This is a genomic window from Bilifractor porci (assembly GCF_009696005.1).
Taxonomy (GTDB): domain Bacteria; phylum Bacillota; class Clostridia; order Lachnospirales; family Lachnospiraceae; genus Bilifractor; species Bilifractor porci.
Window position 1 is genome coordinate 581,356 of record NZ_VUMV01000001.1, and the last position, 25,093, is coordinate 606,448.

Annotated in this window: 20 protein-coding genes and 1 other RNA gene; 1 reads left to right on the top strand and 20 read right to left on the bottom strand. The window is 52.0% G+C overall.

Annotated features, from left to right (window positions below):
• Positions 1 to 92: 92 nt before the first annotated feature.
• The 15 genes from FYJ60_RS02695 to FYJ60_RS02765 all read right to left on the bottom strand — a co-directional run bounded on the left by FYJ60_RS02695 (position 93) and on the right by FYJ60_RS02765 (position 18,355).
• A complete protein-coding gene (locus FYJ60_RS02695; RefSeq protein WP_154457020.1) occupies positions 93 to 896 on the bottom strand; it encodes an energy-coupling factor transporter transmembrane component T family protein in 804 nt (267 codons plus the stop codon).
• Between the two features lie 20 nt (positions 897 to 916).
• Positions 917 to 2,833 carry an energy-coupling factor transporter ATPase gene (locus FYJ60_RS12745; protein ID WP_154457021.1) on the bottom strand — a complete coding sequence of 639 codons (1,917 nt, stop codon included), beginning with the start codon at positions 2,831 to 2,833 and terminating at the stop codon, positions 917 to 919.
• 11 nt (positions 2,834 to 2,844) lie between these two features.
• Positions 2,845 to 3,495: a GTP-binding protein gene (locus FYJ60_RS02705; RefSeq protein ID WP_154457022.1), complete on the bottom strand. Its 651-nt coding sequence runs from the start codon at positions 3,493 to 3,495 to the stop codon at positions 2,845 to 2,847.
• Between the two features lie 246 nt (positions 3,496 to 3,741).
• Positions 3,742 to 6,075 (bottom strand): endopeptidase La, encoded by a 2,334-nt coding sequence (gene lon / locus FYJ60_RS02710; RefSeq protein WP_154457023.1) that lies wholly within the window; start codon positions 6,073 to 6,075, stop codon positions 3,742 to 3,744.
• Between the two features lie 11 nt (positions 6,076 to 6,086).
• Positions 6,087 to 7,388 (bottom strand): ATP-dependent Clp protease ATP-binding subunit ClpX, encoded by a 1,302-nt coding sequence (gene clpX, locus FYJ60_RS02715; protein WP_154457024.1) that lies wholly within the window; start codon positions 7,386 to 7,388, stop codon positions 6,087 to 6,089.
• A gap of 241 nt (positions 7,389 to 7,629) precedes the next feature.
• Complete coding sequence (gene clpP, locus FYJ60_RS02720) at positions 7,630 to 8,211, bottom strand: ATP-dependent Clp endopeptidase proteolytic subunit ClpP (RefSeq protein ID WP_154457025.1); 582 nt, start codon at positions 8,209 to 8,211, stop codon at positions 7,630 to 7,632.
• 5 nt (positions 8,212 to 8,216) lie between these two features.
• Positions 8,217 to 9,572, bottom strand: coding sequence for a trigger factor (gene tig, locus FYJ60_RS02725; protein ID WP_154457026.1), 1,356 nt, complete (start codon positions 9,570 to 9,572; stop codon positions 8,217 to 8,219).
• A 313-nt stretch (positions 9,573 to 9,885) separates the two neighbouring features.
• Positions 9,886 to 11,616, bottom strand: a complete 1,731-nt coding sequence (locus FYJ60_RS02730; protein WP_154457027.1) for a DUF5711 family protein — start codon at positions 11,614 to 11,616, stop codon at positions 9,886 to 9,888.
• Between the two features lie 137 nt (positions 11,617 to 11,753).
• Positions 11,754 to 12,701, bottom strand: coding sequence for a transketolase family protein (locus tag FYJ60_RS02735; protein WP_154457028.1), 948 nt, complete (start codon positions 12,699 to 12,701; stop codon positions 11,754 to 11,756).
• Positions 12,694 to 13,530, bottom strand: coding sequence for a transketolase (locus FYJ60_RS02740; RefSeq protein ID WP_154457029.1), 837 nt, complete (start codon positions 13,528 to 13,530; stop codon positions 12,694 to 12,696). Before FYJ60_RS02740 ends, FYJ60_RS02735 begins: the two co-directional genes overlap by 8 nt.
• A gap of 22 nt (positions 13,531 to 13,552) precedes the next feature.
• Positions 13,553 to 14,206 carry a fructose-6-phosphate aldolase gene (gene fsa, locus FYJ60_RS02745; protein WP_154457030.1) on the bottom strand — a complete coding sequence of 218 codons (654 nt, stop codon included), beginning with the start codon at positions 14,204 to 14,206 and terminating at the stop codon, positions 13,553 to 13,555.
• A 271-nt stretch (positions 14,207 to 14,477) separates the two neighbouring features.
• Positions 14,478 to 15,074 carry a recombination mediator RecR gene (gene recR, locus FYJ60_RS02750; protein WP_154457031.1) on the bottom strand — a complete coding sequence of 199 codons (597 nt, stop codon included), beginning with the start codon at positions 15,072 to 15,074 and terminating at the stop codon, positions 14,478 to 14,480.
• 25 nt (positions 15,075 to 15,099) lie between these two features.
• Positions 15,100 to 15,450: a YbaB/EbfC family nucleoid-associated protein gene (locus FYJ60_RS02755; protein WP_154457032.1), complete on the bottom strand. Its 351-nt coding sequence runs from the start codon at positions 15,448 to 15,450 to the stop codon at positions 15,100 to 15,102.
• Positions 15,451 to 15,583: 133 nt separating this feature from the next.
• On the bottom strand, positions 15,584 to 17,269 hold the full coding sequence (gene dnaX, locus FYJ60_RS02760; protein ID WP_154457033.1) for a DNA polymerase III subunit gamma/tau: 1,686 nt from the start codon (positions 17,267 to 17,269) through the stop codon (positions 15,584 to 15,586).
• A gap of 6 nt (positions 17,270 to 17,275) precedes the next feature.
• Positions 17,276 to 18,355: a 6-phosphofructokinase gene (locus FYJ60_RS02765; RefSeq protein WP_154457034.1), complete on the bottom strand. Its 1,080-nt coding sequence runs from the start codon at positions 18,353 to 18,355 to the stop codon at positions 17,276 to 17,278.
• A gap of 218 nt (positions 18,356 to 18,573) precedes the next feature.
• Here FYJ60_RS02765 and ffs point away from each other — a divergent pair.
• Positions 18,574 to 18,836, top strand: an RNA gene (gene ffs / locus FYJ60_RS02770) — signal recognition particle sRNA large type.
• Between the two features lie 359 nt (positions 18,837 to 19,195).
• Here ffs and FYJ60_RS02775 read toward each other — a convergent pair.
• The 5 genes from FYJ60_RS02775 to FYJ60_RS02795 all read right to left on the bottom strand — a co-directional run bounded on the left by FYJ60_RS02775 (position 19,196) and on the right by FYJ60_RS02795 (position 25,019).
• Positions 19,196 to 20,110: an HAD family hydrolase gene (locus FYJ60_RS02775; RefSeq protein WP_154457035.1), complete on the bottom strand. Its 915-nt coding sequence runs from the start codon at positions 20,108 to 20,110 to the stop codon at positions 19,196 to 19,198.
• 182 nt (positions 20,111 to 20,292) lie between these two features.
• Positions 20,293 to 21,222 (bottom strand): DJ-1 family glyoxalase III, encoded by a 930-nt coding sequence (locus FYJ60_RS12750; protein WP_154457036.1) that lies wholly within the window; start codon positions 21,220 to 21,222, stop codon positions 20,293 to 20,295.
• 109 nt (positions 21,223 to 21,331) lie between these two features.
• Positions 21,332 to 22,126 (bottom strand): pyrroline-5-carboxylate reductase, encoded by a 795-nt coding sequence (gene proC / locus FYJ60_RS02785; RefSeq protein ID WP_154457037.1) that lies wholly within the window; start codon positions 22,124 to 22,126, stop codon positions 21,332 to 21,334.
• A gap of 129 nt (positions 22,127 to 22,255) precedes the next feature.
• Positions 22,256 to 23,227 (bottom strand): radical SAM protein, encoded by a 972-nt coding sequence (locus tag FYJ60_RS02790; protein ID WP_330579083.1) that lies wholly within the window; start codon positions 23,225 to 23,227, stop codon positions 22,256 to 22,258.
• A 178-nt stretch (positions 23,228 to 23,405) separates the two neighbouring features.
• Positions 23,406 to 25,019, bottom strand: coding sequence for a mannitol dehydrogenase family protein (locus FYJ60_RS02795; protein ID WP_154457038.1), 1,614 nt, complete (start codon positions 25,017 to 25,019; stop codon positions 23,406 to 23,408).
• Positions 25,020 to 25,093: the final 74 nt, after the last annotated feature.

Genomic DNA, 25,093 nt, shown 5'->3' on the forward strand with positions numbered 1-25,093 from the left:
TGCTGCTGCACCCTGTTAGTAAGATTTTTTAAGATAATCCCCGCAAATGAATACATTCATTTTTTCTCTGCAGCCAGCTAAATACAGGCGATTTACCAATGAAACACTGCCCGAAGAATAATAGCGGCGGCCAGATACCCTGCCAGCACACCGTAAGCGATAAAATCTCTGCTTTCGTAGCGAAGCGGCTTCATCTGTGTGCGGCCTTCTCCGCCGTGGTAACATCTTGCCTCCATCGCCATGGCCAGATCGCCGGCGCGGCGGAAAGCGGACACAAAGAGAGGAACCAGCAGCGGCACCATTGCCTTTACTTTCTGAACCATTCCGCCGGATTCAAAATCCGCCCCTCTGGCCGTCTGCGCTTTCATAATCTTATCTGTCTCTTCCAGCAGGATCGGGATAAAACGAAGCGCAATCGACATCATCATGGCAATTTCATGGACAGGAACATGAACCGCTTTCAGCGGCTGTCCCAGGGCTTCCAACCCGTCTGTCAGCTTATTCGGCGTTGTGGTAAGCGTCATAACCGAACAGCCGATGATCAGATAAATCAGCCGGATGGCCATCCGGACCGCGATCACGACGCCTTCCCTGCTGATGTGGAAAAACTTCCACTGGAACAGATAAGTACCCGGCGTCAGAAAAATATTCAAAGCCATCGTAATAATCAGAAGAATCACGATAGCCTTTAATCCACGCACCATAAAGGTAAACGGCACCCTGGAGAGAAGGATGATGGAAACCAGGAAAACGGTTCCCAGAATATATCCCCAGGTATGAAAAACAAAAAGGGAGATAATATATACAATCGTGCCTATCAGCTTTACTCGCGGGTCCAGTCTGTGCAGAACGGAATCTGCCGGATAGTACTGGCCTATCGTTATATCTCGTAACATATTTTTCCTGTCTCCGTTTCTCAGGCAGTCTTTTCTTTCAGAGCCTGTAAAACGGCTCTGCGGGCCTCATCCAAAGTAGATGCATTCACATCGACATGCAGCCCGTGTTCCCGCAGCGCATGCATGATGTATGTCATCTGAGGCGCAGCCAGTCCCATCGTCTCCAGCTCTTTATAGTGGGAAAACACCTGACGGGGCGTTCCGTCAAAAGCGACCTCTCCCTTGTTCATGGCAATGATCCGATCCACATGCTGGGCTACATCCTCCATACTGTGGGAAACAAGGATAACCGTAATCCCTCTCTCCTTCTGGAGCTGGTCCAGCTCACTGAGAATTTCCTCCCGCCCTCTGGGATCCAGTCCTGCGGTCGGCTCGTCCAGAACCAGAATATCCGGGTTCATGGCAAGAACTCCGGCGATTGCTACCCGCCTCTTCTGTCCGCCGGAAAGCTCAAAGGGAGATTTTTCATACAGCCCCTCCGGGATTCCTACCTGGCGGAGAGCTTCCCTGGCTCTTTCCATCTGCTCTTCCTCGGAAAGCCCCTGGTTTTTCGGGCCGAAGCAGACATCTTTGATGACATCCGTCTCAAACAGCTGGTACTCCGGGTACTGGAATACCAGTCCGACGTGGAACCGGAGTTCCCGGAGCGGATACCCCTCTTCCCAGATATCCCTGCCGTTAAAATACACATGCCCGGAGGTCGGGCGGATCAATCCGTTAAAATGCTGCACCAGAGTGGATTTACCGCTTCCCGTGTGGCCGATGATGCCGACAAACTGTCCTTTCGGGATCTCCAGGGAGACATCCTTTAAGGCTGTAATTTCATACGCGGTCCCGGTGCTGTAAACGTAGCTGACATGTTCCAGACGAAGTGATTCCTGACCGCCAGTTTCAGCCGTTTTCCCTTCTCGCGGCATATTCAGCGGTTCTTCGTTTCCGGCAGTTTTACCTTCCAGTGCCATAGTACCAGGTTCTCCGCTTTCAGCGGTTTTATCTTCCTGCTGAGGCTGTGCCTGGTTTTCGCTCTCTTTGGCTGTATCTTCCTGCAGCGAATCCTCCAGCTTCCGGGAATCTGCAATCGGGTGTTCCTTTTCGCAGAGATTGTGAACCAGCTCGTCTGTCGTGAGGATTCCGTCCGGAAGGTCTACGCCGGAATTCTTCAGCTCGTAGGCAAGTTCTGTTACCTGGGGAACATCCAGGCGAAGCTTCCGCAGCTTTTCAACCTGGGAAAAGATTTCAACAGGTGTCCCTTCCATGACAAGCTCGCCGGCATCCATAACAAAAATGCGGTCTGCGTCGGTTACTTCCTCCATGTAATGTGTGATCAGGATAACCGTCACGTGCTCCGACTGATTCAGATCACGGACCGCCTTAATGACTTCCTTCCGTCCGTTCGGATCCAGCATGGCAGTCGGTTCATCCAGGACAATGCATTTCGGCTTCATGGCCATGACACCGGCAATCGCGACCCGCTGCTTCTGTCCGCCGGAAAGTTTATTCGGCGAATGTTTCCGGTAAGCGATCATTCCGGTTTTCGCCAGGCTGTCATCCACCCGTCTCCAGATTTCATCGGTCGGAACACCCAGATTTTCCGGGCCGAACCCCACATCTTCCTCCACCACAGACGCAACGATCTGGTTATCCGGATTCTGAAAGACCATACCGGCTTCCTGACGGATTTTCCAGAGGGAATCATCATCTCTGGTATCCATATGATCGATATAAATGGTTCCCTCCGTTGGAACCAGAAGCGCATTGATATGCTTGGCCAGTGTGGACTTTCCGCTTCCGTTATGGCCGAGAATGGCAATAAACTGTCCGCGCTCCACCTTCAGGTCCACGTCACGGACAGCATGCACAATCTCCGGCTCTTTGCCTTCGTCCTCATCATACTGAACATAATCGTAGCCCAGTTTTTCCGCGTGTATGATAGACATTCCTTTTTCCTTTACTGCAGAACCAGTGTATCGATACAATTCCAGACATCATCCCGCCCAAGCCTGCTTGTGGCGGAAAACGGAAAAATCACGCTTCCCGGCTTCATGTCCAGGCCTGCACGGATCAGCCGGACCTGCTTCTGAATCTGACTGCGTTTCAGTTTATCCGCTTTCGTGGCAATTACAATGGGCTGGTATCCCTGGCTCAAGATCCACTCATACATCATCCGGTCATTTCCGGAAGGTTCATGCCGGATATCAATCAGCAGAAATACCGCCCGCAGATTCTTTGAGCTCCGAAGATAGCGCTCGATCATTCTGCCCCAGGATTCTTTTACCGTTTCCGAGACGCTGGCATAGCCATACCCCGGAAGATCTACCAGATACATGGACGCGTCTGTCAGACTTCCGTCCGGATTATTTTCGTCCCCGGCCGGCTGGTCCGTGGAAACAGCCCCGTTCACCAGATAGAAATTGATGGTCTGCGTCTTACCCGGCGAAGAGCTGGTTCTGGCAAGCGCCTTCCGGTTCATCAGCGTATTGATCAGCGAGGATTTTCCCACATTCGATTTCCCGGCGAACGCGATCTCCGGTTTGCCGGTGTCCGGAAGCCTGCTGGTCACGCCGCACACAATATCCAGTTTCACATTTCTGATAATCATTGGGCGAACCCTCCCCGCAGTTAATCCCAACCGCCGATTTTTAATATTTATACGCGAAGTACCCGGAGACTTTAACCGCTGCTTTATCCGTACTGGCGCCGCAGGGTTATTATACACACATGCCTGAGCTACCGGCAGCTTTACCCATACTGACAGCCGCAAGGTTATTATACTCAGGCGCCGGATCTTCCGGTAGAACCGCCAGAAAGTCACAACCGCCCGGTAGTTTCACCTGGAAATATTCCTTCACTTCCGCACCAGGGCGTAGTCCAGCACCTGGTCCATGCTGCTGACAAAACGGATATCCAGCTGCTGTGTGATTTCCGCATCCAGTTCCTCTACGTCCGGGCGGTTTTTGTCCGGCACCAGAACCATCCGGATGCCTGCTTTCCTGGCCGCCAGGAGCTTTTCTTTTAATCCGCCGATAGGAAGCACACGGCCCCGGAGAGTGATTTCCCCGGTCATGGCCAGATCCGACCTCACGGGGATTCCCGTCAGTGCGGAGAGCATCGCTGTCGCCATGGTAATTCCCGCAGAAGGACCGTCTTTGGGAACTGCCCCTTCCGGAATATGGATATGGATATCATGTTTTCCGAAGAAGTCCTCCGGAATCTTCCACTTTCCTGCTGCCGAGCGCAGATAGCTGATTCCCGTCTGCGCAGACTCTTTCATGACATCCCCCAGCTGTCCGGTCAGAAGGAATTCCCCCTTTCCGGGCATGACATTTACTTCGATCTCCAGCGTATCACCGCCGACACTGGTCCAGGCCAGGCCACGGACAATCCCGGTCTCCGGCTCCGGATTGGCAGGATTAACGTGATATTTCGGTTTGCCCAGATAGTCCTTCAGCGTTTCTTTTGTAACACGGACAACCGTCTCCTTTGTCCCCTTCTCTTCCGCCTTCTGAAGAGCCGCCTTCCGGCAGATCCGGCCGATCTGGCGCTCCAGGGAACGGACTCCGGCCTCCTTCGTGTAAGCACTGATAATCTCTTCCAGCGCCTCGTCCTCCAGAACCATCTTATCTTTCTTCAGCCCGTTGGCAGAAATCTGTCTCGGAACCAGATGCTCCTTTGCGATATGAAACTTCTCATTATCCGTATAGCTGTTGATCTCGATCAGCTCCATGCGGTCCAGCAGGGGCCGCGGAATATTCTGCACGTCATTTGCCGTGGCAATAAAGAGCACATCCGAGAGATCAATCGGAACCTCCACGTAATGATCCTCAAACGCATAATTTTCCGCCGAATCCAGGACTTCCAGCAGGGCGGAAGCAATATCCCCCTTGTAATCGCTGCTTGTCTTATCGATTTCATCCAGCAGCATCAGGGGGTTCCTCACCTTTGCCTGATGCAGTCCCTGCGCAATGCGTCCGGGCATGGCGCCGACGTAGGTTCTCCGGTGTCCCCGTATTTCCGCCTCGTCCCGGACCCCTCCCAGTGAAATACGGACAAAGGTCTTATTCAGTGCCTTGGCCACAGACTTGGAAACAGAAGTCTTTCCCGTTCCCGGAGGCCCGACCAGGCAGAGGATGGGTGCCTCTCCCTTCTTTGTCGCCAGACGGACGGCCAGATATTCCAGAATCCGCTCTTTTACCTGCTCTAGCCCGTAATGATCCGCCTCCAGAACCGCGCGGGCCTTCTTCAGATCCCGGTTGTCCCTGGATTTTCTGTCCCAGGGAAGGCCGAGAAGCGTCTCAATATACCCGCGTATCACACCGCTCTCAGAAGGATTTCCCACAACATTTTCCAGGCGTCTGATTTCATCCCGCAGGGTATCCTTTACCACAGCCGGAGCCTTCAGCGCATCCGTCTGCTCCCGGTACCGCTGAAGCTCCGACTGGGTATTATCCTCTCCCAGCTCTTCCCGGATCAGCTTCAGCTCTTCCCGCAGGATATATTCCTTCTGGTTTTTGTCAATCCTTGCCTTTACATCCGCCTGCAGCTGCGCACGGATTTTCTGTACCGCTGCTTCATTGGCCAGCATCGCGGATAAAAGGTCATACCGCTCTGACAGACTGACGGCCTCCAGCAGACGCTGCTGCTTCTCGTACGGCACAGAGAGATTGACGCAGATCTGGTCCACCAGCTTCTTCAGATCCCTGATTTCCAGAATCTGACGCTGGAGGTCTTTGCTCACCTGACGGTTCCCGCTGCAGAAATCCTCAAAAAACTCCTTCAGATTCCGGATCATCGCCTCCTGCTGAAGCGGATCCTCCACGGTATCGTCCGTTTCCTCCAGCACAGCCACCTCTGCCATCAGCAGCCGTTCTGTCTCTGTCAGATCCAGAAGCTCTGCCCTGGACTGGCTCTCCGCGACAATGCGCAGCGAGCCCGGATTCAGGCGGACCACCTGCCGGATCAGCGCTACCGTCCCGATCTGGTAAAGGTCATCCTGCGTCGGCTCCTCCACGGAAGCGTCCCTCTGTGTAACCAGAAAAACCTTCTGGTCCTTCAGCATGGCATTTTCTACGGCGCGGACGCTCCGCACACGGTTAATATCAAAATGTATGACTGTCGATGGCAGCACTGTCCGCCCCCGCAGGGCGACGGCAGGCAGCACTGCTCTCGTCTCTTCTTCCATTCTCTTCCCTCTCAGGCTGTCTCCGGGTTGGTGTTCCGAAGATGCCTGGTTTTCATATTTCTCCGGAGAACCGGGCGCGGCTCCCCGTGAATCACAACCGGATCTCCGGAAGCTTCTACAGAATCCTTTGTAATCTCGCAGGAACGGATGGTGTTATCCGACGGAATTTTGTACATAACATCCATCATCGTTTTTTCCATAATGGAGCGCAGTCCTCTGGCTCCAGTCTTTCTTGTCAGCGCTTCTTCCGCCATTGCCGTCAGCGCGTCCTCATCAAAGGTCAGATCCACCCCGTCCAGCTCCAAAAGCTTGGTATACTGTCTGACCAGAGAGTTTTTCGGCTCCTTCAGAATCCGCACCAGAGCCTCCCGGTTCAGGCCGTCCAGCGTCACCACGATCGGCACACGCCCGACGAACTCCGGAATCAGACCGAATTTCACCAGATCTTCCGGCAGAACTTCCCGCAGGACTTGTCCCACATCTTCTCTTTTCCTGACGCCAAGATCCGCGTCGAATCCGATGCTCTTTGTGTCCATACGGGTCTCGATAATAGATTCCAGACCCTCAAAGGCTCCGCCGCAGATAAACAGAATGTTGGTCGTGTCAATCTGAATAAAATCCTGATGCGGATGTTTTCTTCCCCCCTGCGGCGGTACATTGGCAACCGTACCTTCCAGCATTTTCAGTAGTGCCTGCTGGACGCCTTCGCCGGAGACATCGCGGGTAATGGACGGATTTTCTGATTTTCTGGTGATTTTATCAATCTCATCCAGATAGATAATGCCGTGCTCCGCCCGCTCAATATCATAATCCGCAGCCTGGATCAGCTTCAGCAGGATATTTTCAACATCCTCTCCCACATAACCGGCTTCGGTCAGTGTCGTCGCATCCGCAATGGCGAACGGCACATTCAGCATGCGGGCCAGCGTCTGCGCCAGAAGAGTTTTACCGGATCCGGTCGGCCCAAGCATCAGGATATTGCTCTTCTGCAGCTCCACATCGCTTTTTTTAGCCGAGAGAATTCTTTTATAGTGATTATAGACAGAAACTGCCAGAACCTTTTTCGCTTCCTCCTGCCCGATCACATACTGATCCAGAAACTCCTTGATCTCCACAGGCTTCATGAGGTTAATCTCCCCGCCGCCCGATACGCTTTCCTCTCCAAATTCCTCATCAATTATTTCCGCGCAGATTCGCACGCAGTCGTCACAGATATAAGCTCCTCCGGGCCCGTAAATCAGTTTTTTTACCTGATCCTCGCTTTTTCCGCAAAAGGAGCAGTGAAGCTTCATATCATTTCCCTTGTTTGCCATATTTCTCCTTATTCTGACCACGGCACATTCGCAGTGCCAAAACAGCGCAAAAGCGCTTTTATATCTCCTCGTCCCATGGACAATAACCACAGCACATTCGCAGTGCCGTAATAGCGCAAAAGCGCTTTTGTATCTCCTCGTCTCCTGACAATGACCACGGCACATTCGCAGTGCCATAATAGCGCAAAAGGGTATTACAAAAAGGCCATCCGGCGGTTTTGAAACACCCTCGCTTCTTAGTTTAACGATTTGTGATGACGCTGTCTACAAGTCCGTAGGCGCACGCCTCATCAGCTGTCATGTAGTTGTCACGCTCTGTGTCCAGCGTGATTTTTTCCAGCGGCTGTCCGGTATTCTCGGAGAGAATCTGGTTCATTCTCTTTTTAATCCGGATGATCTGATCCGCCACAATCTGGATTTCCGTCGCCTGACCCTGTGCGCCGCCGGACGGCTGATGGATCATGATTTCCGCGTTCGGAAGTGCCATCCGCTTTCCCTTCGCGCCTCCGGCCAGAAGGAACGCTCCCATGCTGGCGGCAAGTCCCACACAGATGGTAGAAACATCGCACTTGATGTACTGCATGGTATCGTAGATGGCCATCCCGGCTGTAACGGAACCGCCGGGGCTGTTAATATAGAGATGGATATCCTTGGACGGATCCTCTGACTCCAGGAACAGAAGCTGCGCGACGATCAGGTTCGCGGAATCATCCGTAACCTCCTCGCCCAGAAAAATAATCCTGTCCTTCAGCAGCCGGGAATAAATATCATAGCTGCGCTCGCCCCGTCCTGTCTGCTCTATGACATATGGAACCAATGGCATTCCTATTATTCCTCCGTTTTTGCTTCCCCGGCATCCTCTGCAGCTTCCTCTGCCTTTGCCGGCTCTTCCTTCTTCTCCACTTCTACGGCAGCATCGGCAACCAGATCCATGGCTTTCTGTTCCGCAAGATCCTTACGGATGTTCTCCTTCTCCTCGTCGCCGATGATCTCTTTCATCTTGTCGGGCTCCAGGTTGTAAGCCTTTGCCATCTTCTCGATTTCCTGATCCAGCTCTTCATCGGACACCTGAATATTCTCCGTCTCCGCAATTTTCTCCAGTGTCAGCTGGTTGCGAATCTGGATCTCTGCCTGCGGCTTTACCTGCTCCCGCATCATGTTCTCGTCCGATCCGGTAAACTGCATGTACTGCTGCATGCTCATTCCCTGCGCCTGCAGTCTTCTGGCGAAGTTGTCAATCATGCGGTCTGCCTGTGTGTCGATCATGGGCGCCGGAATCTCAATGGTGGAGTTCTGCGCAGCCTTAGACACGGCATTGTCCTTAATCTCCTGACGGGCAGCCTCTTCCTTCTTTGTCTCCAGGTTCTTTCTGACATCCGCCTTGTACGCGTCCAGCGTATCAAACTCGGAAACCTCCTGCGCGAATTCATCATCCAGCTCAGGCAGCTCTTTGCGGGTAACCTTCTCTACCTTGCAGGTAAAGACAGCTTTTTTGCCCTTCAGCTCCTCTGCGTGATAATCCTCCGGGAAGGTAACCTCGACATCTCTGGTTTCTCCGCCCTTCACACCGAGCAGTCCGTCCTCAAATCCGGGGATGAAACTTCCGGATCCAAGTACCAGTGTATGGTTCTTTGCGGATCCTCCCTCAAATGGCTCTCCGTCGATTTTTCCCTCGTAATCCATGACAACGCTGTCGCCGTTTTCGGCTCCGCCGTCCTCGACGGTAATCTGGCGCGCGTTCTTCTCCTGCTCCTCCTTCAGAGCTTTCTCCACATCCTCATCCGTGACGGTTCTGTCAGGCTTTGGAACCTCTACGCCCTTGTACTGTCCCAGGACCACATCTGGTTTCAGCGCTACTGTCGCGGTAAAGATAAAATCTTTGCCCTTCTCAATCTGTGTCACATCGATCTGCGGGGTGGATGTGATGTCCAGTCCGCTCTCTTTGGCAGCATCCGCATATGCGCCTGGAAGAATGCTGTTCGCGGCGTCCTCGTAAAATACGCCTGCGCCGTACATTTTTTCGATTACCTGTCTGGGAACCTTGCCCTTCCGGAATCCGGGAATGCTGATGTTCTTCTTCTGCTTCTGATACGCGCGCTGAAGAGCTTTCTCAAAATCCTCCGCGGAAACGGTAATCGTCAGTTTTGCCATGCTTTTTTCCAGGTTTTCAACTTGGACACTCATTTTGATTCTTCCTCCTGCTTCCATCTATCTTTTCTGTTGTACACGATGTTTTGGGTGTCAAACATACTTTTTGCCGCCCACTTATGATTACGCGTGGCTTCAACCATCAAAATCTTGCCGCAGGCACTGCCGGGAAGAACTTTCTTCTCCGCAGACCCGACCTTTCGCGCGGGAAGTTCCATCCGTCCGCGCCGGAAGCATCCGCTTCCCGGCAGGGCTGACAGAAACCGGCACATCAATATGCCGGAAACGGACACAATCTGTCCCGCGGCCAGCGTCGTACAAGTATATCACACCGTTTTGTAAAACGCAACTATTTCAGCCTGATCAGCTCCATATCCTTATCGGTAACGGCAACATAGCGGTATGTCCCTATCGCAAACAGTTCCTGCACCGTCTCCGCATAATCCCCGCTGAATTTGCAGACGCCGGATGTAGTGTAAACATGCAGCGAGCGCGCGCCGTAAAAGCTGATGCGTCCGTCCACCAGATCCACCGTATTATAGGTGAAATCCAGCTCCTGCTGCATGACCACTCTCCCACTGGTATTATAGAGCTGCAGCAAAAAGCTGTTATCGCTCTCTCCGGAAAGGACAAGGCCGATATACGTATCATCGTGAAAGACACTGACAATATCCCCGTCAACGGCCACATCCGCTTTCTGGCTGGGAATCATGCCGCCGGAGTAAACCGTAAAGCCGTTGTCACGGAACGCCACACAGACCGTATTGCTCATATAATCAATTTCCGGAAGAACTCTTCCGCTGAAGGTAAACTCCGCCACCCGGTTATCCATCTGATTCTGGCCGGAGCTTCCGAAATTATAAAAATCCACGGAGCCGGTCTGCACCCCGTTCTGATAACTGATATAGGTCACCCCGAGCAATGTCCCGTCCCCGGATACACAAAGGTCCATGGGATATCCCGGATCGTCCAGGGCCGTGCGCATCTCCGCGATTTTAGTTCCGTCCCCGGAGTAATACTCAATCCACGTAACCGAACCGGATTCCTGGATGGTCGCGACCATTCCTTCCGGGTTTACTGCAGCCTTCAGCACAGGATAGCTGGTGCTGATGGTTCCGATCTGCCCGGACTTGCTGCACACTTCTATGGTCGTGCCCGCCTGGTCGAAAATCGCGAACACATCGCCGTTCACCACGGCCACAGGGGAATCCATGGAATAGCTGATTCCCCAGAGTTCCTGGTTCTGCCTGTCATACAGGGTCGCTCCCTCTGCCCCGTACCGCAGAATGGTTCCGTCCACATTGCAGTAGGAAAAAGAAGCCGTATCCTCCTGCGCATGGGTGGAAATCACCTCGTAGCCGGAATATTTCCAGAAATGATTGACCGCCGTCGCCAGAACAGCCGTCAGAAGGACGATCCCGATAACCAGAAGATAGGATTTTGTTTTCAGCGAGACAGGGATTCTCTCCCGCAGCAGGCGCAGGCGGACAGAAAGAGGAATCCGCTCCTGCTCTTCCTCATCCTCATACGCGTCCTCCTCGTCCGGATCTCCGTCCTCAACCTCCTCGTCTCTGTCGTCTTCCTCTCCGGCCTTTTTCTTTTTCCGGAAGAAGCTGATTCCCGGAAAGGCTTTTCCTACCGTTTTCAGTTTCCGTCCGGCATCTCCAACGTCCTGATCCGCCGCCTTCTCTGTGCTGTCCTCCGGAAGATCTGCCGTTTTTTCCCCGTTCTCCCCGGTTTCCAAAGAGCCGTCGTCCCTGGCCTCTTCCTGCTTCTCCCTGCCGGGAACAGAGGTCGCGTATTCTACCGGGGGCACCCGGATCTCTACGTCCGAATAATCCAGATCCGGCGCGGGTTTTCCGGTTTTCTCCCAATCCGCGGAAAGAATCTCGTCCTCCGAGATTTCCCTGGAATCCGCATCATGACCGGAATCCGCATCCGGTTCCGGAGCCATGATCTCCTCCTCGGCGCGTTTGTCTTCCGCCGGTTCCTTTCCGGCAGTTTTATCAGAAGAATCAGCCGGGGGTTCCCGGTCATAGAGCCAGGAATCCTCCGCAAAAGGTATTTTTTTATCGCTCATAGTTTCTTTCCAAAAATAGCGGCGCGTTCGGTTTTCCCTGCACCGGCGGTTGACCGGGACTTCATAAAAACAAGAAAGCTGCCGCAACTCCGGCCTGCGCCGGTTGCGGCAGCCTGCTGTCTGTCACTGTACAATGCCTACAGCCATGCCTTGATGTCCTGATAAATTCCCTTCGCGTCCAGCCTGTACTTCTCCAGCAGCTTCACTGCCGGGCCGGATTCACCGAAAACATCCTGCACACCCAGTTTTTTCACCGGAGTCGGACATTTTTCGCAGAGTACATCGCAGATGGCGCTTCCAAGGCCTCCGATGACCGAATGTTCCTCGACGGTAACCACTTTTCCGGTCTCCTTCGCGGCGGCAACGACCAGTTCCTCGTCCAGCGGCTTAATGGTGTGAATATTGACCACCTTTGCCTGAATGCCGTCCGCGGCAAGCAGCTCCGCAGCCGCCAGGGATTCGGATACTTCAAGGCCTGTGGCAAAAATCGTCAGGTCCTTCCCCTCCCGGAGAACGATACCCTTTCCAAGCTCAAACCGATAGTCCGGACGGTCATTGATCACCGGAACCGCCAGCCTGCCGAACCGCAGATAGACCGGTCCCTGATATTCATACGCAGCCCGGACAGCCGCCCTGGCCTCTACATCGTCAGAGGGGTTAATGACAACCATTCCGGGAATGGTGCGCATCAGGGCGATATCTTCGTTGCACTGATGCGTCGCGCCATCCTCTCCGACCGAAATGCCGGCGTGCGTCGCGCCTATCTTCACATTCAGGTGCGGATAGCCGACGGAATTGCGCACCTGCTCAAAGGCACGCCCCGCGGCAAACATGGCAAAGCTGCTGGCAAACGGCACTCTTCCTGTCGCGGCGATGCCCGCCGCGATACCGATCATATTGCATTCTGCAATTCCGCAGTCCACATGGCGCTCCGGAAACTCCCTCTTAAACATCGCCGTCTTGGTTGCTGCCGCAAGATCCGCGTCCAGCACCACCAGATCCTCATGCTCTTTCCCGAGCTCCACCAGAGCGTGTCCATAGCTCTCGCGGGTGGCGATCTTTTTTACTTCCTTTGTCTCAGCCAAGTTCCTCACCCGCCTTTCTCAGTTCTTCCATGGCAGTCTCGTACTCCTCATCATTCGGAGCCTTGCCGTGCCAGCCGACGGAGTTCTCCATATAAGATACGCCCTTGCCCTTCACTGTCCTGGCAATAATGGCGGTCGGCATTCCCTTTGTCCCGCGGGCTTCCGCAAACGCGGCCCGGAGCTGGTCAAAATCATTTCCATCTTCGACATTGATGACATGGAAATTAAAAGCTTCAAATTTCTTGTCAATCGGATACGGGTCATTGACATCCGTTACCGCACCGTCAATCTGAAGGTTATTGTTATCCACAATCACACAGAGATTGTCCAGTTTCTTCGCGCCGGCAAACATGGAAGCTTCCCAGACCTGTCCCTCATCCAGTTCTCCGTCTCCCAGCAGGGTATAGACGCGGAAACTGTCGTGGAAAATTTTTGCGGAAAGCGCCATTCCGACGGCCGCCGAAATTCCCTGTCCCAGGGAGCCGCTGGACATATCCACGCCCGGAATATGCTTCATATCCGGATGGCCCTGCAGGTAAGAGCCGATGTGCCGGAGAGTCTTCAGATCTTCCTTCGGGAAATACCCCTTCTGCGCCAGCGTGGCATAAAGCCCGGGCGCGGTATGCCCCTTTGAGAGAACAAATCTGTCCCGGTCCGCCTTCTTCGGATCCTTCGGATCCAGGTTCTTCATTTCTTCAAAATAGAGAAAGGTAAAAATTTCCGCTGCGGAGAGCGAGCCGCCCGGATGGCCGGATTTAGCCGCATGCACGGCAGTAATAATCCCTTTCCGGATCTCCACCGCGGTTTTCTTTAACTCAAGATCAGTCATGATAATTTCCTTTCCGCATCCCTTATTCACCGAAGACCGCCTTGTAGTCCTCCTGGAACTTCACAATTCCGGCATCTGTCAGCGGGTGCTTCGTCATCTGCATGATAACCTTATAAGGAACCGTGGCGATATCCGCTCCGGCAAGCGCACAGTCTGTAACATGGATCGGATTCCGGATGGATGCCGCGATAATCTGTGTATCCAGCCCCGCAACATCAAACATATCTGCAATGGTCTGGATCAGGTCAATGCCGGGAGTGCTGATGTCGTCCAGTCTGCCCAGGAACGGAGATACGTAAGTAGCGCCGGCGCGTGCGGCCAGAAGAGCCTGGTTCGCGGTAAAGATAAGGGTGCAGTTTGTCTTGATTCCCTCTGCGTGAAGAGCCTTGATGGCCTTCAGTCCTTCCGCTGTCATCGGGATTTTTACGACCATGTTCGGATGGATCGCGGCGATCTCGCGGCCTTCCCGGATCATGCCCTCGGCATCTGTGGTGGTGGCCTTTACTTCTCCGGAAATCGGTCCGTCCACAATACTGGTGATTTCCTTGATGACCTCCTTAAAATCACGGCCTTCCTTCGCGATCAGCGACGGGTTCGTTGTCACTCCGCAAATGACTCCCATGTCATTCGCTTCCCTGATTTCATCCACATTTGCTGTGTCAATAAAAAAACGCATTTTCCTTCCTCCTGTTACATTTTTCCAGTATGCTGTCCCAGGGCATGTTCTGCCATGCCCAACTGTATGTACCTCTCCACCGCCGGCATCCGGCCCGGCATCCCCAAAAACATCTGGCGCGCCCTGAACGCGGCAAGTGCCTGTACGTATCCGGATCCGCGGAATCCGTTCCCGAAAGACGGCTCCGCAGACCACTACCATAATATTTCAACCGCAATCCCTTGTCAATGAATCCAAGCCGGGAAACCGCAGTTACCCACAGTTACCGCAGTTACAATTCCACCCGTCCTTCCAGCGCGCGCAGAAGCGTAACCTCGTCAATATACTCCAGATCACCCCCGACCGGCACGCCGCTGGCGATTCTTGTGACCTTGATCCCGGTCGGCTTAATCAGCTTGCTGATATACATAGCCGTGGTCTCCCCCTCCAGGCTGGAATTTGTGGCGATAATGACCTCGTCCACATCTCCCTGGAGGCGCTGCATCAGCTCCTTCATCCGAATATCATCCGGACCTATGCCGAGCATCGGGGAAATCGCTCCATTCAGCACATGATATACCCCTTCATACTTCTGTGTTTTTTCATATGCCGCCAGATCCCTGGAATTCTCCACCACCATAATCTGGCGGTGGTTTCTCCTGGGATTGGCACAGATCGGGCAGAGTTCCTGATCCGTCAGGGTTCCGCATTCCCTGCAGTAGTGTACGTTTTCCTTTGCCTCCGTGATGGACGACGCCAATTCCTGTACCTGCGCCTCCGGAAGCCCGATAATATGAAACGCCAGCCTCTGCGCGGACTTGGGGCCGATTCCCGGAAGCCTCCCCAGCTGTTCGATCAGCTTGCTGATATGTTTGCTGTATAATTCCATTTCCGCAATTCCACGTTAAAACTCATTAAAAATTCAGGCCGCCGAGATTTCCTATGCCTCCGGTCATCTTGCTCATGGAAGCGGTCACTTCCTCATCCACCTTCCGGAGCGCCTCATTGACAGCCGCCACAATCAGGTCCTGCAGCATTTCTATATCATCCGGGTCGACTGCCTCCGGCTGCAGGACAACCTTTGTCACCTGCCGGTTTCCCGTCACCGTAACTTCCACGGCGCCGCCTCCGGCGGTGGCCGTAAATTCCTTTTCCTCCAGCGCTTTCTGCTGCTCCGCCATCTGTCTCTGCATGCGCTGCGCCTGCTTCATCAGGTTATTCATGTTTCCGGGCATGCCGCCCTGGAATCCGCCTTTTCTGGCCATACTGTTATCCTCCGTAAATCCACATGTCCCGCAGGGCGGGGCACGAAACTGCTGTCAATAAAAAAAATGAATCCATCTGCCAGGTTTCCTCTGGACACGAAACTGCCAGCAATAATGAAAATGGATCCGTCTGCTAGGTATCTTCCTCGGAAAGATCCACAAACTCCACCGGCATCTGGATCTCGTTTTCAAGAATCTCCTCCAGAGGGATGTCATTCAGATGATGTTCTCCGGAACCTCCGGGCAGCACTGTCTTGACTTCTACATCCTTTCCCGTCACCTTCCGGATGATGCCCCGCAACTCCTCTATCTTACCGGTATCCGGCCTGTCCATCGCTTCCTGCACCGTGGGATCGGAAAGCTCCAGAAACAGTGTGGAACCGCCGTTTTTACTGTCGTATTTCGGGACACACTGATCCAGGAAAGCGCGGAGCGGCTGCGCCGCCGATCCTTTTATCTGTCCCCACTTTTCACGGATTTTTTTCAGATCCTCCGGGGCAGCCATGACCGCTTTCTGCTCCTTCTCAGGAACTTCCGCCACGCCCGGCAAAACCGCCCGGCCGTCCGCCTGCGGAAAGGAACCCGGAGAACCGGTGCCTGCACTCCCGGCGGGAGCGGTTCCCGGCACCCAGCCCGCTTCCTGAAGAGCGGATATCCTGCTGTCCGTTTTCTCTGTTTTTTCTTCCAGAACCCGGATCCGGTCCAGAACCCCGGAAAGATCCGTGTCCATCTGCGGCCTGCACAGACGAATCAGCTCGGTCTCCACCATGATCTGCTTCTGCGTCGCAAACCGTATCCGGCCGGAGAGATCCGAAAAGATCCGGATATAGCGGAAAAGCGTGTCATCATCAATCAGCCGGCTTTCCTCCTTCAGCTGCTTCAGATTTTCCGTGGAGACATCCAGAACATCCTCCAGATCCTCCGAGCTTTTCAGCAGCATCAGGTTCCGCAGATACCAGGTGAAATCACTGACAAACTGCCCCATCTCCTTGCCGTCCCGGACCAGATCGCCCAGAAGCCGGATACAGGCTGCCGCGTCTCCCTTGATAATCTCCCGAAGCATACGGCTGAAGACATCCGTGTCCACCGTCCCCAGGACATCCAGCACCCTGTCGTATGTCAGCTCCTGGCCGAGATAAAAGGCAATACACTGATCTGTCAGACTGAGCGCGTCACGCATGGATCCGTCCGCCGCCTTCGCAATATAACGGATGGCCCTGTCCTCCGCCTGCACGCCTTCCTTGTCCAGAAGCTCCCGTACCCTGGCCGCAATCGTATCAATCGAAATCCTGTGAAAATTATACCGCTGGCATCTGGAGAGAATCGTCACCGGGATTTTGTTGACTTCCGTTGTCGCAAGGATAAAAATCACATACTCCGGAGGTTCCTCCAGCGTCTTCAGGAGCGCGTTAAACGCTCCTGTCGAGAGCATGTGTACCTCGTCGATAATATAGACCTTGTACTTTCCCTGTGTGGGGCGGTAGGAAACCTCCTCCCGGATCTCACGGATGTTGTCTACACCGTTATTGGACGCCGCGTCAATCTCTATGACATTTGTCGATGTTCCGCCCAGAATCCCCCTGCAGGTATCACATTCGTTGCAGGGGCTTCCGTCTTTCGGATGTTCGCAATTCACCGCACGCGCCAGAATCTTTGCGACCGTCGTCTTTCCCGTCCCCCGCGTCCCGCAGAACAGATAGGCGTGGCCGATTCTTCCGGCCTTCAGCTGGTTTTTCAGCGTTGTGACAATGTGATCCTGCCCCTTCACATCCTCAAACGAGATGGGACGGAATTTTCTGTAAAGAGCCGTATAGCTCATAATGCTTTAATCTCCAAAAGATATTCCGATCCGTTTTGCATCCTGGATTTCCTGGCACTTCGGGTCCACCGTTTTCAGCTTTCCGGCCACATCGCCCAACGGAACGCGTTTTACCTTGCCGTTTACCATGGCAATCATATTGCCGAAATCCCGGTCCAGAATGGCCTTTGCCGCTTCCGACCCGAGGCGGGTAGAAAGAATCCTGTCATACGGGCAGGGGCTGCCGCCTCTCTGCATATGTCCGGGAACGGTAACACGGATCTCCATCCCTGTCTCTTTCTGAATGTCATCCGCAATTTTATAGGAGATAGAGGGATACTGCTTGGCAATGTCCTCCAGCGCCTTCTTCTGCTCCTTTTTCCCCAGCGCGGCAATCTCCTTCGGAATGGCTCCCTCCGCGACTGCAAGAATGGTAAATCCGCTGCCGCGCTGTTTCCGCTTATTGATTGCCTCGATGACCTTTGCAATATCATACGGAACCTCAGGTATCAGGATAATGTCCGCACCGCTGGCAATTCCGGAATACAGGGTCAGCCATCCGACCTTATGCCCCATCACTTCAACAATAAATACCCTCTGGTGTGACGACGCCGTCGTATGGATGCAGTCAATCGCGTTGCTTGCAATATCCACCGCGCTGTAAAAGCCGAAAGTAATATCCGTCCCGTAGATATCATTGTCGATCGTTTTCGGCAGATGAATGATATTCAGCCCTTCCTCGCGCAGCAGGTTCGCTGTCTTCTGCGTTCCGTTTCCGCCGAGAATGACCAGGCAGTCCAAGCGAAGCTTATAGTAATTCTGCTTCATGGCTTCCACCTTGTCCAGTCCGTTCTCATCCAGAACACGCATCAGCTTGAACGGCTGGCGAGAGGTTCCCAGAATCGTACCGCCTCTTGTAAGAATACCGGAAAAATCCTTTGCCGTAAGCATCCGGTAGTCTCCGTAAATCAATCCCTTGTAACCATTCATAAAGCCATATACTTCAAGATCTTCCGCGTTATTGGCAAGCCCCTTCACAACTCCGCGCATGGTGGCATTTAACGCCTGACAGTCTCCGCCACTGGTTAAAATTCCTATTCTCAACATGGCTGTACGATCCTTTCTTGTGCTGCTGTTTTCAAGTCCTATGGGATTTCCCTCCGCAGAAAATCCCAGATACAGTATAGCGGAAAATTTTTTTCAGTACAACCCGCCGCGAACCCGGAATCTCAGCCGGAGTACAGCTGCACGCAGAACAGTCATGCGGGACAGGGGCATCTTCCCGGAATTGACAAGTGCTGTTAAAAACGATATACTGCGCTTATCCGCGCAGCCGGGGAGATAGCGGTGCCCTGTACCTGCAATCCGCTATAGCAGGGGTGATGCCGAACCGAGGACTTTTTCATGATGCAGCTGCCTTTGGAAAGTGGCGCTGACGTCTGGGTCTCACGCAGCGGAAATCTGTGAACCGTGTCAGGACAGGAATGTAGCAGCACTAAGCAGAACCTTTCGTGTGCCGTGAGGGCGCCTGGGCTGAGCTAACTGCCGAAGTAACGTGCATGGTGTCGGTCCGAAGCAAGGCGCGCGGCTTTTTTATTGTATAAGTCCAGTTTCGTTCATATTTTATTCATGGTTTGTTCCGTATTTTTTTTCATCCCGCACATTCTTTGCACACTTTTCCCCCGTATACTTAAAACCATCAGATACAGAAAACATCTGAGAATTAAGATTAAGGCTTACAACACATTTAATTGTTTCTTTTTCATACACCGGCCGACAGGGTCGGTTCTCCTTCCTTTTTTAGAAAGAGCGGATCAGACGATCCGCTCTTTTTACGTTTTTTACGATTTAGATATAAAAGAATCTCTCTACTCGTTTTTACAATTTTCCGATACAATTCTGTCCGGGTTCTGCCGTCTGTTCCTGCAGTTGTTCCTGCAGCTGACCCTACAGAATATACTGACGGAGATACTTCTCCACCTCTGTCAGATCCTGGAATTCACGGGCATACAGGCCGTCCGCCTCATGCGTTCCCTTCTGTAGATCCGGGACAAAAAAAGTAGGGATACCGGCTCTGCTCCCCGCAAGAACTCCATTGACAGAATCTTCCAGTACCAGTCCGTCCTGCGGCAGAATTCCCTGTTTCCTGCAGCAGAGCGTATAGATATACGGGTCCGGTTTGGCATATTTTACCATATCCCCCGTAATGATAAAGGCAAACCAGTCCTTCGGGGTCCCGGTCAGTCTCAGATTTTCCATCGTGCTCTCTTCTCTGGATCCGGTCGCCAGAATCATCGGAACCTGCTTCTCATGCAGGAATTTCATCAGTTCAAAAAGGCCCTTCTGGACAGGTATCCCCTCGGTCTCCTTGATCCTCTCCACCTCTGCCCGGTAGCTCTGCTCAAATTTCTCAAACGGGAAATCCGGTCCGCAGGCTTTCTGAAAATATTCCATTCGGGATGTTCTGTTCATTCCCATGGTGTTTTTCAGATGATATCCCATCGGCTCCCCGGTGAAAGACGGTCCCACCAAATCCCAGGCGCGCTGAATCTGCTGCTCCGTCTGGAACATCAGTCCGTCCATATCAAAAATGACAGCCGAGGGCCACCCGGTCTTTCGGTTTTCAAAAGGCTCCAGAAGCCGGAGAAGCTGTTCCTCATAATCACCGTGAAGTTCTTCCATATGCCCGGCATGCATCAGATTTGTCTCCGCGCCGAAAGAACCGTCATCATCCTGAAATTCCCAGACATGATATTCCAGTCCCCGGTCCTCAAAATCAATGCTCCCGATACCGTCCTCTTCCTCATAGTCAAAGGAATAGGCCTTTTCCCGAAGGGCGCTCTGCACTTTTGTCAGTCTCATGATTTGTAATCCTTTCTTTCCCCCTGCTTTTCAAAGGACAGCGGCTTCTTATGCAGACAAGTTAATCCCGCCGCTGTCATGGAACTTGAGCCGCTTTTGTAAAGAACGACTATTCCTGGTACAGACGGGGTAATTCCGGCGTAAAACAGCGGCGTTTCCTCATCCGGTTCCCGCGTCAGGTCTCAGGCTCTCTGAAGAATCTCCAGCTCCACGCCATTGGGGTCTTCAATAAGGAAGTTGCGGAACCGCAGTTTTTCTACATAACCGGGCTCGCAGTTCACCTTTACTCCTGCCTTTTTTGCCCTCTCCCAGATCTCATCCAGATGGCTGGTGCGGATGGCAAGATGGCGCAAAATACCTTTGGTCTTGACAGACGGGTGCGCCTCTCCTTCCGGCTCCTCATACTGAATCAGTTCCAGCATGGCATCACCGCCCAGGGAAAAATAATGGATCTGATGATCTCCCATATCCACGTTGTACAGCTTTTGAAGCCCTATGACATCAGCGTAAAACTCTTCCGTTTTCCGCATATCCTTCACATTGATCGTAATGTGATCCAGCTTTCTCTGGAATACCAGCTGTTCCCTGAGTTTTTCCTCCGCCGCCTCGCCGTTCAGCAGCCGGACCAGCTCCAGCGCGAATTCCATGGCGGCTCCCGGCCCATGGCCGGTTGTCACCGTCCCATCTGTAACCACGGCAAGATCCACAGGCTCGGCACCAGCCAGCGTATCCTCCATCCCCGGATAGACCGTGGCTTTCTTCCCGTTCACAAACCCAAGAGCTCCAAAAACAGACGGGGCAGCGCAGATGGCCGCGACTCTTTTTCCTTCTGTGTAGGCCTGATTCAGAAGTTCTCTAAGCCCCTTATGCTCCGAGAGGTTCCTGGTTCCCAGTCCTCCTCCGGGAAGGATAAAAAGCTCGCCGTCCTTAAAGTCCAGTTCCTCAAACACCGCGTCTGCCGCAAGATAAATATTGTGTGAGCCCAGAATTTTCTTCTGCCCCATAACAGAGACCGTTGTCACGTCATTGCCTGCGCGCCGCAGAAAATCCACAGGCGTAATTGCCTCGACCTCTTCCAGTCCGTCCGCAAGAAACTCATAAACCTTAGCCATTTCCGACCTCCTTTTCTTTCATACACAAAAAGTCCTGGCAGTGCTCCGCGTTTCCGCCATTATCCGCAAAGGGGGACGTTCCAAGCAAGCAGCATTTTCCCGCATCCCCTTATATGCCGCGCCCCTTATCCACACAGGCACTCACCGCATCCATTACCGCTCCGCGGAAGCCTTTCTCTTCCAGAACCTTTACTGCCTCGATCGTGGTCCCGGCCGGAGAACAGACCATATCTTTCAGCTCTCCGGGATGCTTCCCGGTCTCCAGAACCATTTTCGCACTTCCCAGCACTGCCTGAGAAGCAAAAACATACGCCTGTTTTCTGGGCATTCCCTTTAAAACAGCCGCATCGGCCATCGCCTCTATAAAAAGAAATACATAGGCCGGCGAACTTCCGCTGATTCCTGTAACAACATCAATCATAGATTCTGCTGTAATTTCTGTTTTTCCAAAGCTCTGGAAAATATTCTCAACAAGCTGTATATCCTCTTCCGAAAGATTTCCATTCGGACAGATCGCCGTCATTCCCTCCCCCACAAGGGCAGGCGTATTCGGCATGGTACGCACAATTTTCCGATCCGGCCCCAGCTTTTTCGCAAACCAGTCCAGCGTTTTTCCGGGAGCAAGCGACACGACAATCGAATCCGGCTTTAGAGCGTCCGCTATTTCATCCAGAACTTCCTCCATGTACACCGGTTTTACCGCCAGAACAAGGACATCCGCAAACGACGCGGCCTCCCGATTATCGGGAGTAACCCCAATGCTATATTCCTTTTTTGCTCTTTCTATGGAATTTCTCGTTTTTGCCGTAGCTATGATCTGATCCGGAGCAACCAGCTTCTTCCGAAGAATTCCCCCTATCATAGCTCCTGCCATATTCCCGCATCCGATAAATCCTATTTTCAACCGTCTACCTCCTGTAAAATCTTCAGGTTTTATCCGCACGCTCCTCCGAATGATACGCCGAAGAATCCTCTCACCGCAAAAACATAGTTTTCTTTTTTACGGAATCTGTTTTTGTCTGCCCTGCATGCATCAATTTTCCACAGGAATTGTACCACACTTTTGCACACCCTGTCCGTCAAACCTTGGAATAAAACTCTCCTTTGCTGTCCCGCCCTCCTGGATGTAGGCGTTTTTCACTCCCAGCCCCAGAGCAAAATTCACAAGTCTTTCGTAAGATCTTTTTGTAATTTTCCTGCCGATTTCCGGGTATTTCTCTTCTGTATCAGCGAACGGCGTATACTGACTCATCAGACTTAAGAATACCGAATCGCCATAGGTATTGTAAACATAAGAGACGATCCGCTCCGCATTTTTCACCTGACCGGGAAGCAGCAGATGCCGTACAATGACTCCCTTCTTCATGATTTTTCCGGATGTATTTCCGGCTTCCGGACCGAACACCGGCTCCGGACACTGGCGAACCATCTCTTTCAAAGCACGCTTCGCCCAAAAGGAATAATCCCCGGCTGAAGAATAACGCATTGCCGGAGCCTGATCCATATACTTAAAATCCGTAAGATAAATATCTATGAGCCCGTCCAGAAGCCGGAGGGTCTCCGGATCCTCATAACCTCCGCAGTTACAGACAAACGGAATCTTAAGACCCTGCTTTTTTGCCTCGGCGGCGGCAAAGGCAATCTGCGGAAAATAGGGAGTCGGAGTGACAAGGTTGATATTATTGGCGTTTTGAGCCTCCAGCTCAAAAAAGATCTCAATCAGCCTGTCCAAAGTGATCGGCATGCCTGCATGCGCTGCCGCGACTTCCCTGTTCTGGCAATAGACACAGCGCAAATTGCATCCGCTGAAGAATACTGTTCCTGACCCGTTCCTGCCGGATATGCAGGGTTCTTCCCAAAAATGCAGCGCGGCTCTCGCAGCATAAAGCTGAGAGGGAACACCACAAAATCCTTTTCTTCCGCTCTGTCTGTCGGTTCCGCAGCGCCTGGGGCAGATCGTACAGCGACTCATTTTTTCATTGATAAAATCTCTGGTAATTTCCATATGGAGTAATTATATCATGATGTCTCCCCTATCCGAAAATAAAAATCTTATGCTCTCTTGTCCAAACCAAAAAACAGGCGGTCAATTCTATACGAAAAGAAAATATTTTTCCGAAATATTTCTTTCCGTACAGAAACAAACCGCCCAACATGCATGCATTTATAAATTAAGGATCACATTATGCCATATATTTATGAATGGTAGCTCGTACTGCTCCGGGACCCTGAATCATCTCACGGAACATCTCTTCTACCTTGTCCCCTACGCCGTCTTTGTATAAATCTGTAAAAAACAACCGCTCATTGGAAAGAATCGGTTTCAGCTGATTTGTAAAAGTCTCCGGTTTTCCCACTTCTATATCCTTAAACGCTTCCGTCAATTCCTCATCCATCGGATCAGGAGCCAGTTCAAATTTATGACCGGCATCATCTACAGCCAGCATATACCGCAGCCAGCCCGCTATTCCTAATGGAATAGCTACCAACTGATTTGCGCTTCCATATTTTGCCACATAAGCTTTAATGGTCTCCCCAAAACGAATCCCTTCCATCTGAGAAACATCTACAGCTAAACGCATATTTGTGTCTCCAAGATATTCATTTGGAAATCTGTCGTTAAAAAGCTCATCCGCAAAAGCCTTAGGTGAAAGGATCTTCGGATCCTTTACCATGGGAAGGCCTTCATCCTCGACCATATGTGCCATTTTCAACAGATCCGGATTATGGTTAAGCATGGAGGCAAACAATTCTTCTCCCAAAACCACTCCGATCGGCCCCATGGCGGTATGCACAGGATTGAGACAGGCAGTTACTTTCATACGTTCCGTAAGATTGACCGTATCTCTGTCTGCCATATAAACTCCATATCCTTTTTCCAACTCCGGACGGCCATTGGGAAAACTATCTTCAATAACAAGATACTGGACTTTTTCTGCATTCGCAAAAGGTGCTATATAGGTTTTCTTTGATGTGATGACCGGCTGCATGTTCTCAATTCCCATTTTTTCCAGATCATCTGCAATCTTCTCACTTGGTCTGGGTGTAATTTTATCAATCATAGTCCAGGGGAACGTAACACATTTCTCATCCTCGACGTAAGAAACAAACCCATCATCTACGAAACCTCTCTTATACCACTCCGAAATTATAGTGAGTACAGAATCCTTTAGTTTCGCTCCGTTTTGCGAACAATTATCCATAGATACCAGGGCAATCGGGGTCTTCCCATTTTGATAGCGCGTGTATAACATTGATGCAACAATCGCCATTGCGCTGGTTGCTTTATCCGGTCCATTCTCAATATCAGCCTGAATAAATGGAAAATATCCGCCATCAGTCTTTTTTAAGGCATATCCTTTTTCCGTAATTGTGAAAGAAACCATCTGTAAATCTCTGCTGGAGAAGACCGCTTTCATCCTCGCCCATGCTTTGGGATCGTCGGATTTTGCCTTAATTGCTTCCGCCAGAGATCCAATGACACGATACTCTCTGGTGCCATCTCCATTAAGAATGACACTAATCCCCAAATTGTCAAATGGTGCATATATTTTATCAACTACATCGTAATCAAATGTTTCTACACATGTAATACCACGGTCAAGCAAACCCTTTTCCATCAGATCATCCGCGATACCTCCGATAAAAATACGGAAAATATTGCCAATCCCAAAATGCACCCATCTAGGAGATTTTCTTGCCTTTTCAGTCGCCTGTTCAATATCATAGTCCGGCAGAGTGAATCCTATTTTCTCCCATTGCGCTTTGTCCTTAATTCCTTCCAGTGATAATTTCATGCGTAAAACCCTCCTTTAGATTTAGAAACAGACAATTTATATGTCGGAATTTTTATCACGTTCTTAATAACTGC

Bases quoted from the DNA above. Each gene is read 5' to 3' on its own strand.
- FYJ60_RS02695 (WP_154457020.1), bottom strand. From the start codon at position 896: ATGTTACGAGATATAACGATAGGCCAGTACTATCCGGCAGATTCCGTT.
- FYJ60_RS12745 (WP_154457021.1), bottom strand. From the start codon at position 2,833: ATGTCTATCATACACGCGGAAAAACTGGGCTACGATTATGTTCAGTAT.
- FYJ60_RS02705 (WP_154457022.1), bottom strand. From the start codon at position 3,495: ATGATTATCAGAAATGTGAAACTGGATATTGTGTGCGGCGTGACCAGC.
- lon (WP_154457023.1), bottom strand. From the start codon at position 6,075: ATGGAAGAAGAGACGAGAGCAGTGCTGCCTGCCGTCGCCCTGCGGGGG.
- clpX (WP_154457024.1), bottom strand. From the start codon at position 7,388: ATGGCAAACAAGGGAAATGATATGAAGCTTCACTGCTCCTTTTGCGGA.
- clpP (WP_154457025.1), bottom strand. From the start codon at position 8,211: ATGCCATTGGTTCCATATGTCATAGAGCAGACAGGACGGGGCGAGCGC.
- tig (WP_154457026.1), bottom strand. From the start codon at position 9,572: ATGAGTGTCCAAGTTGAAAACCTGGAAAAAAGCATGGCAAAACTGACG.
- FYJ60_RS02730 (WP_154457027.1), bottom strand. From the start codon at position 11,616: ATGAGCGATAAAAAAATACCTTTTGCGGAGGATTCCTGGCTCTATGAC.
- FYJ60_RS02740 (WP_154457029.1), bottom strand. From the start codon at position 13,530: ATGACTGATCTTGAGTTAAAGAAAACCGCGGTGGAGATCCGGAAAGGG.
- fsa (WP_154457030.1), bottom strand. From the start codon at position 14,206: ATGCGTTTTTTTATTGACACAGCAAATGTGGATGAAATCAGGGAAGCG.
- recR (WP_154457031.1), bottom strand. From the start codon at position 15,074: ATGGAATTATACAGCAAACATATCAGCAAGCTGATCGAACAGCTGGGG.
- FYJ60_RS02755 (WP_154457032.1), bottom strand. From the start codon at position 15,450: ATGGCCAGAAAAGGCGGATTCCAGGGCGGCATGCCCGGAAACATGAAT.
- dnaX (WP_154457033.1), bottom strand. From the start codon at position 17,269: ATGAGCTATACGGCTCTTTACAGAAAATTCCGTCCCATCTCGTTTGAG.
- FYJ60_RS02765 (WP_154457034.1), bottom strand. From the start codon at position 18,355: ATGTTGAGAATAGGAATTTTAACCAGTGGCGGAGACTGTCAGGCGTTA.
- FYJ60_RS02775 (WP_154457035.1), bottom strand. From the start codon at position 20,110: ATGAGACTGACAAAAGTGCAGAGCGCCCTTCGGGAAAAGGCCTATTCC.
- FYJ60_RS12750 (WP_154457036.1), bottom strand. From the start codon at position 21,222: ATGGCTAAGGTTTATGAGTTTCTTGCGGACGGACTGGAAGAGGTCGAG.
- FYJ60_RS02790 (WP_330579083.1), bottom strand. From the start codon at position 23,227: ATGGAAATTACCAGAGATTTTATCAATGAAAAAATGAGTCGCTGTACG.
- FYJ60_RS02795 (WP_154457038.1), bottom strand. From the start codon at position 25,019: ATGAAATTATCACTGGAAGGAATTAAGGACAAAGCGCAATGGGAGAAA.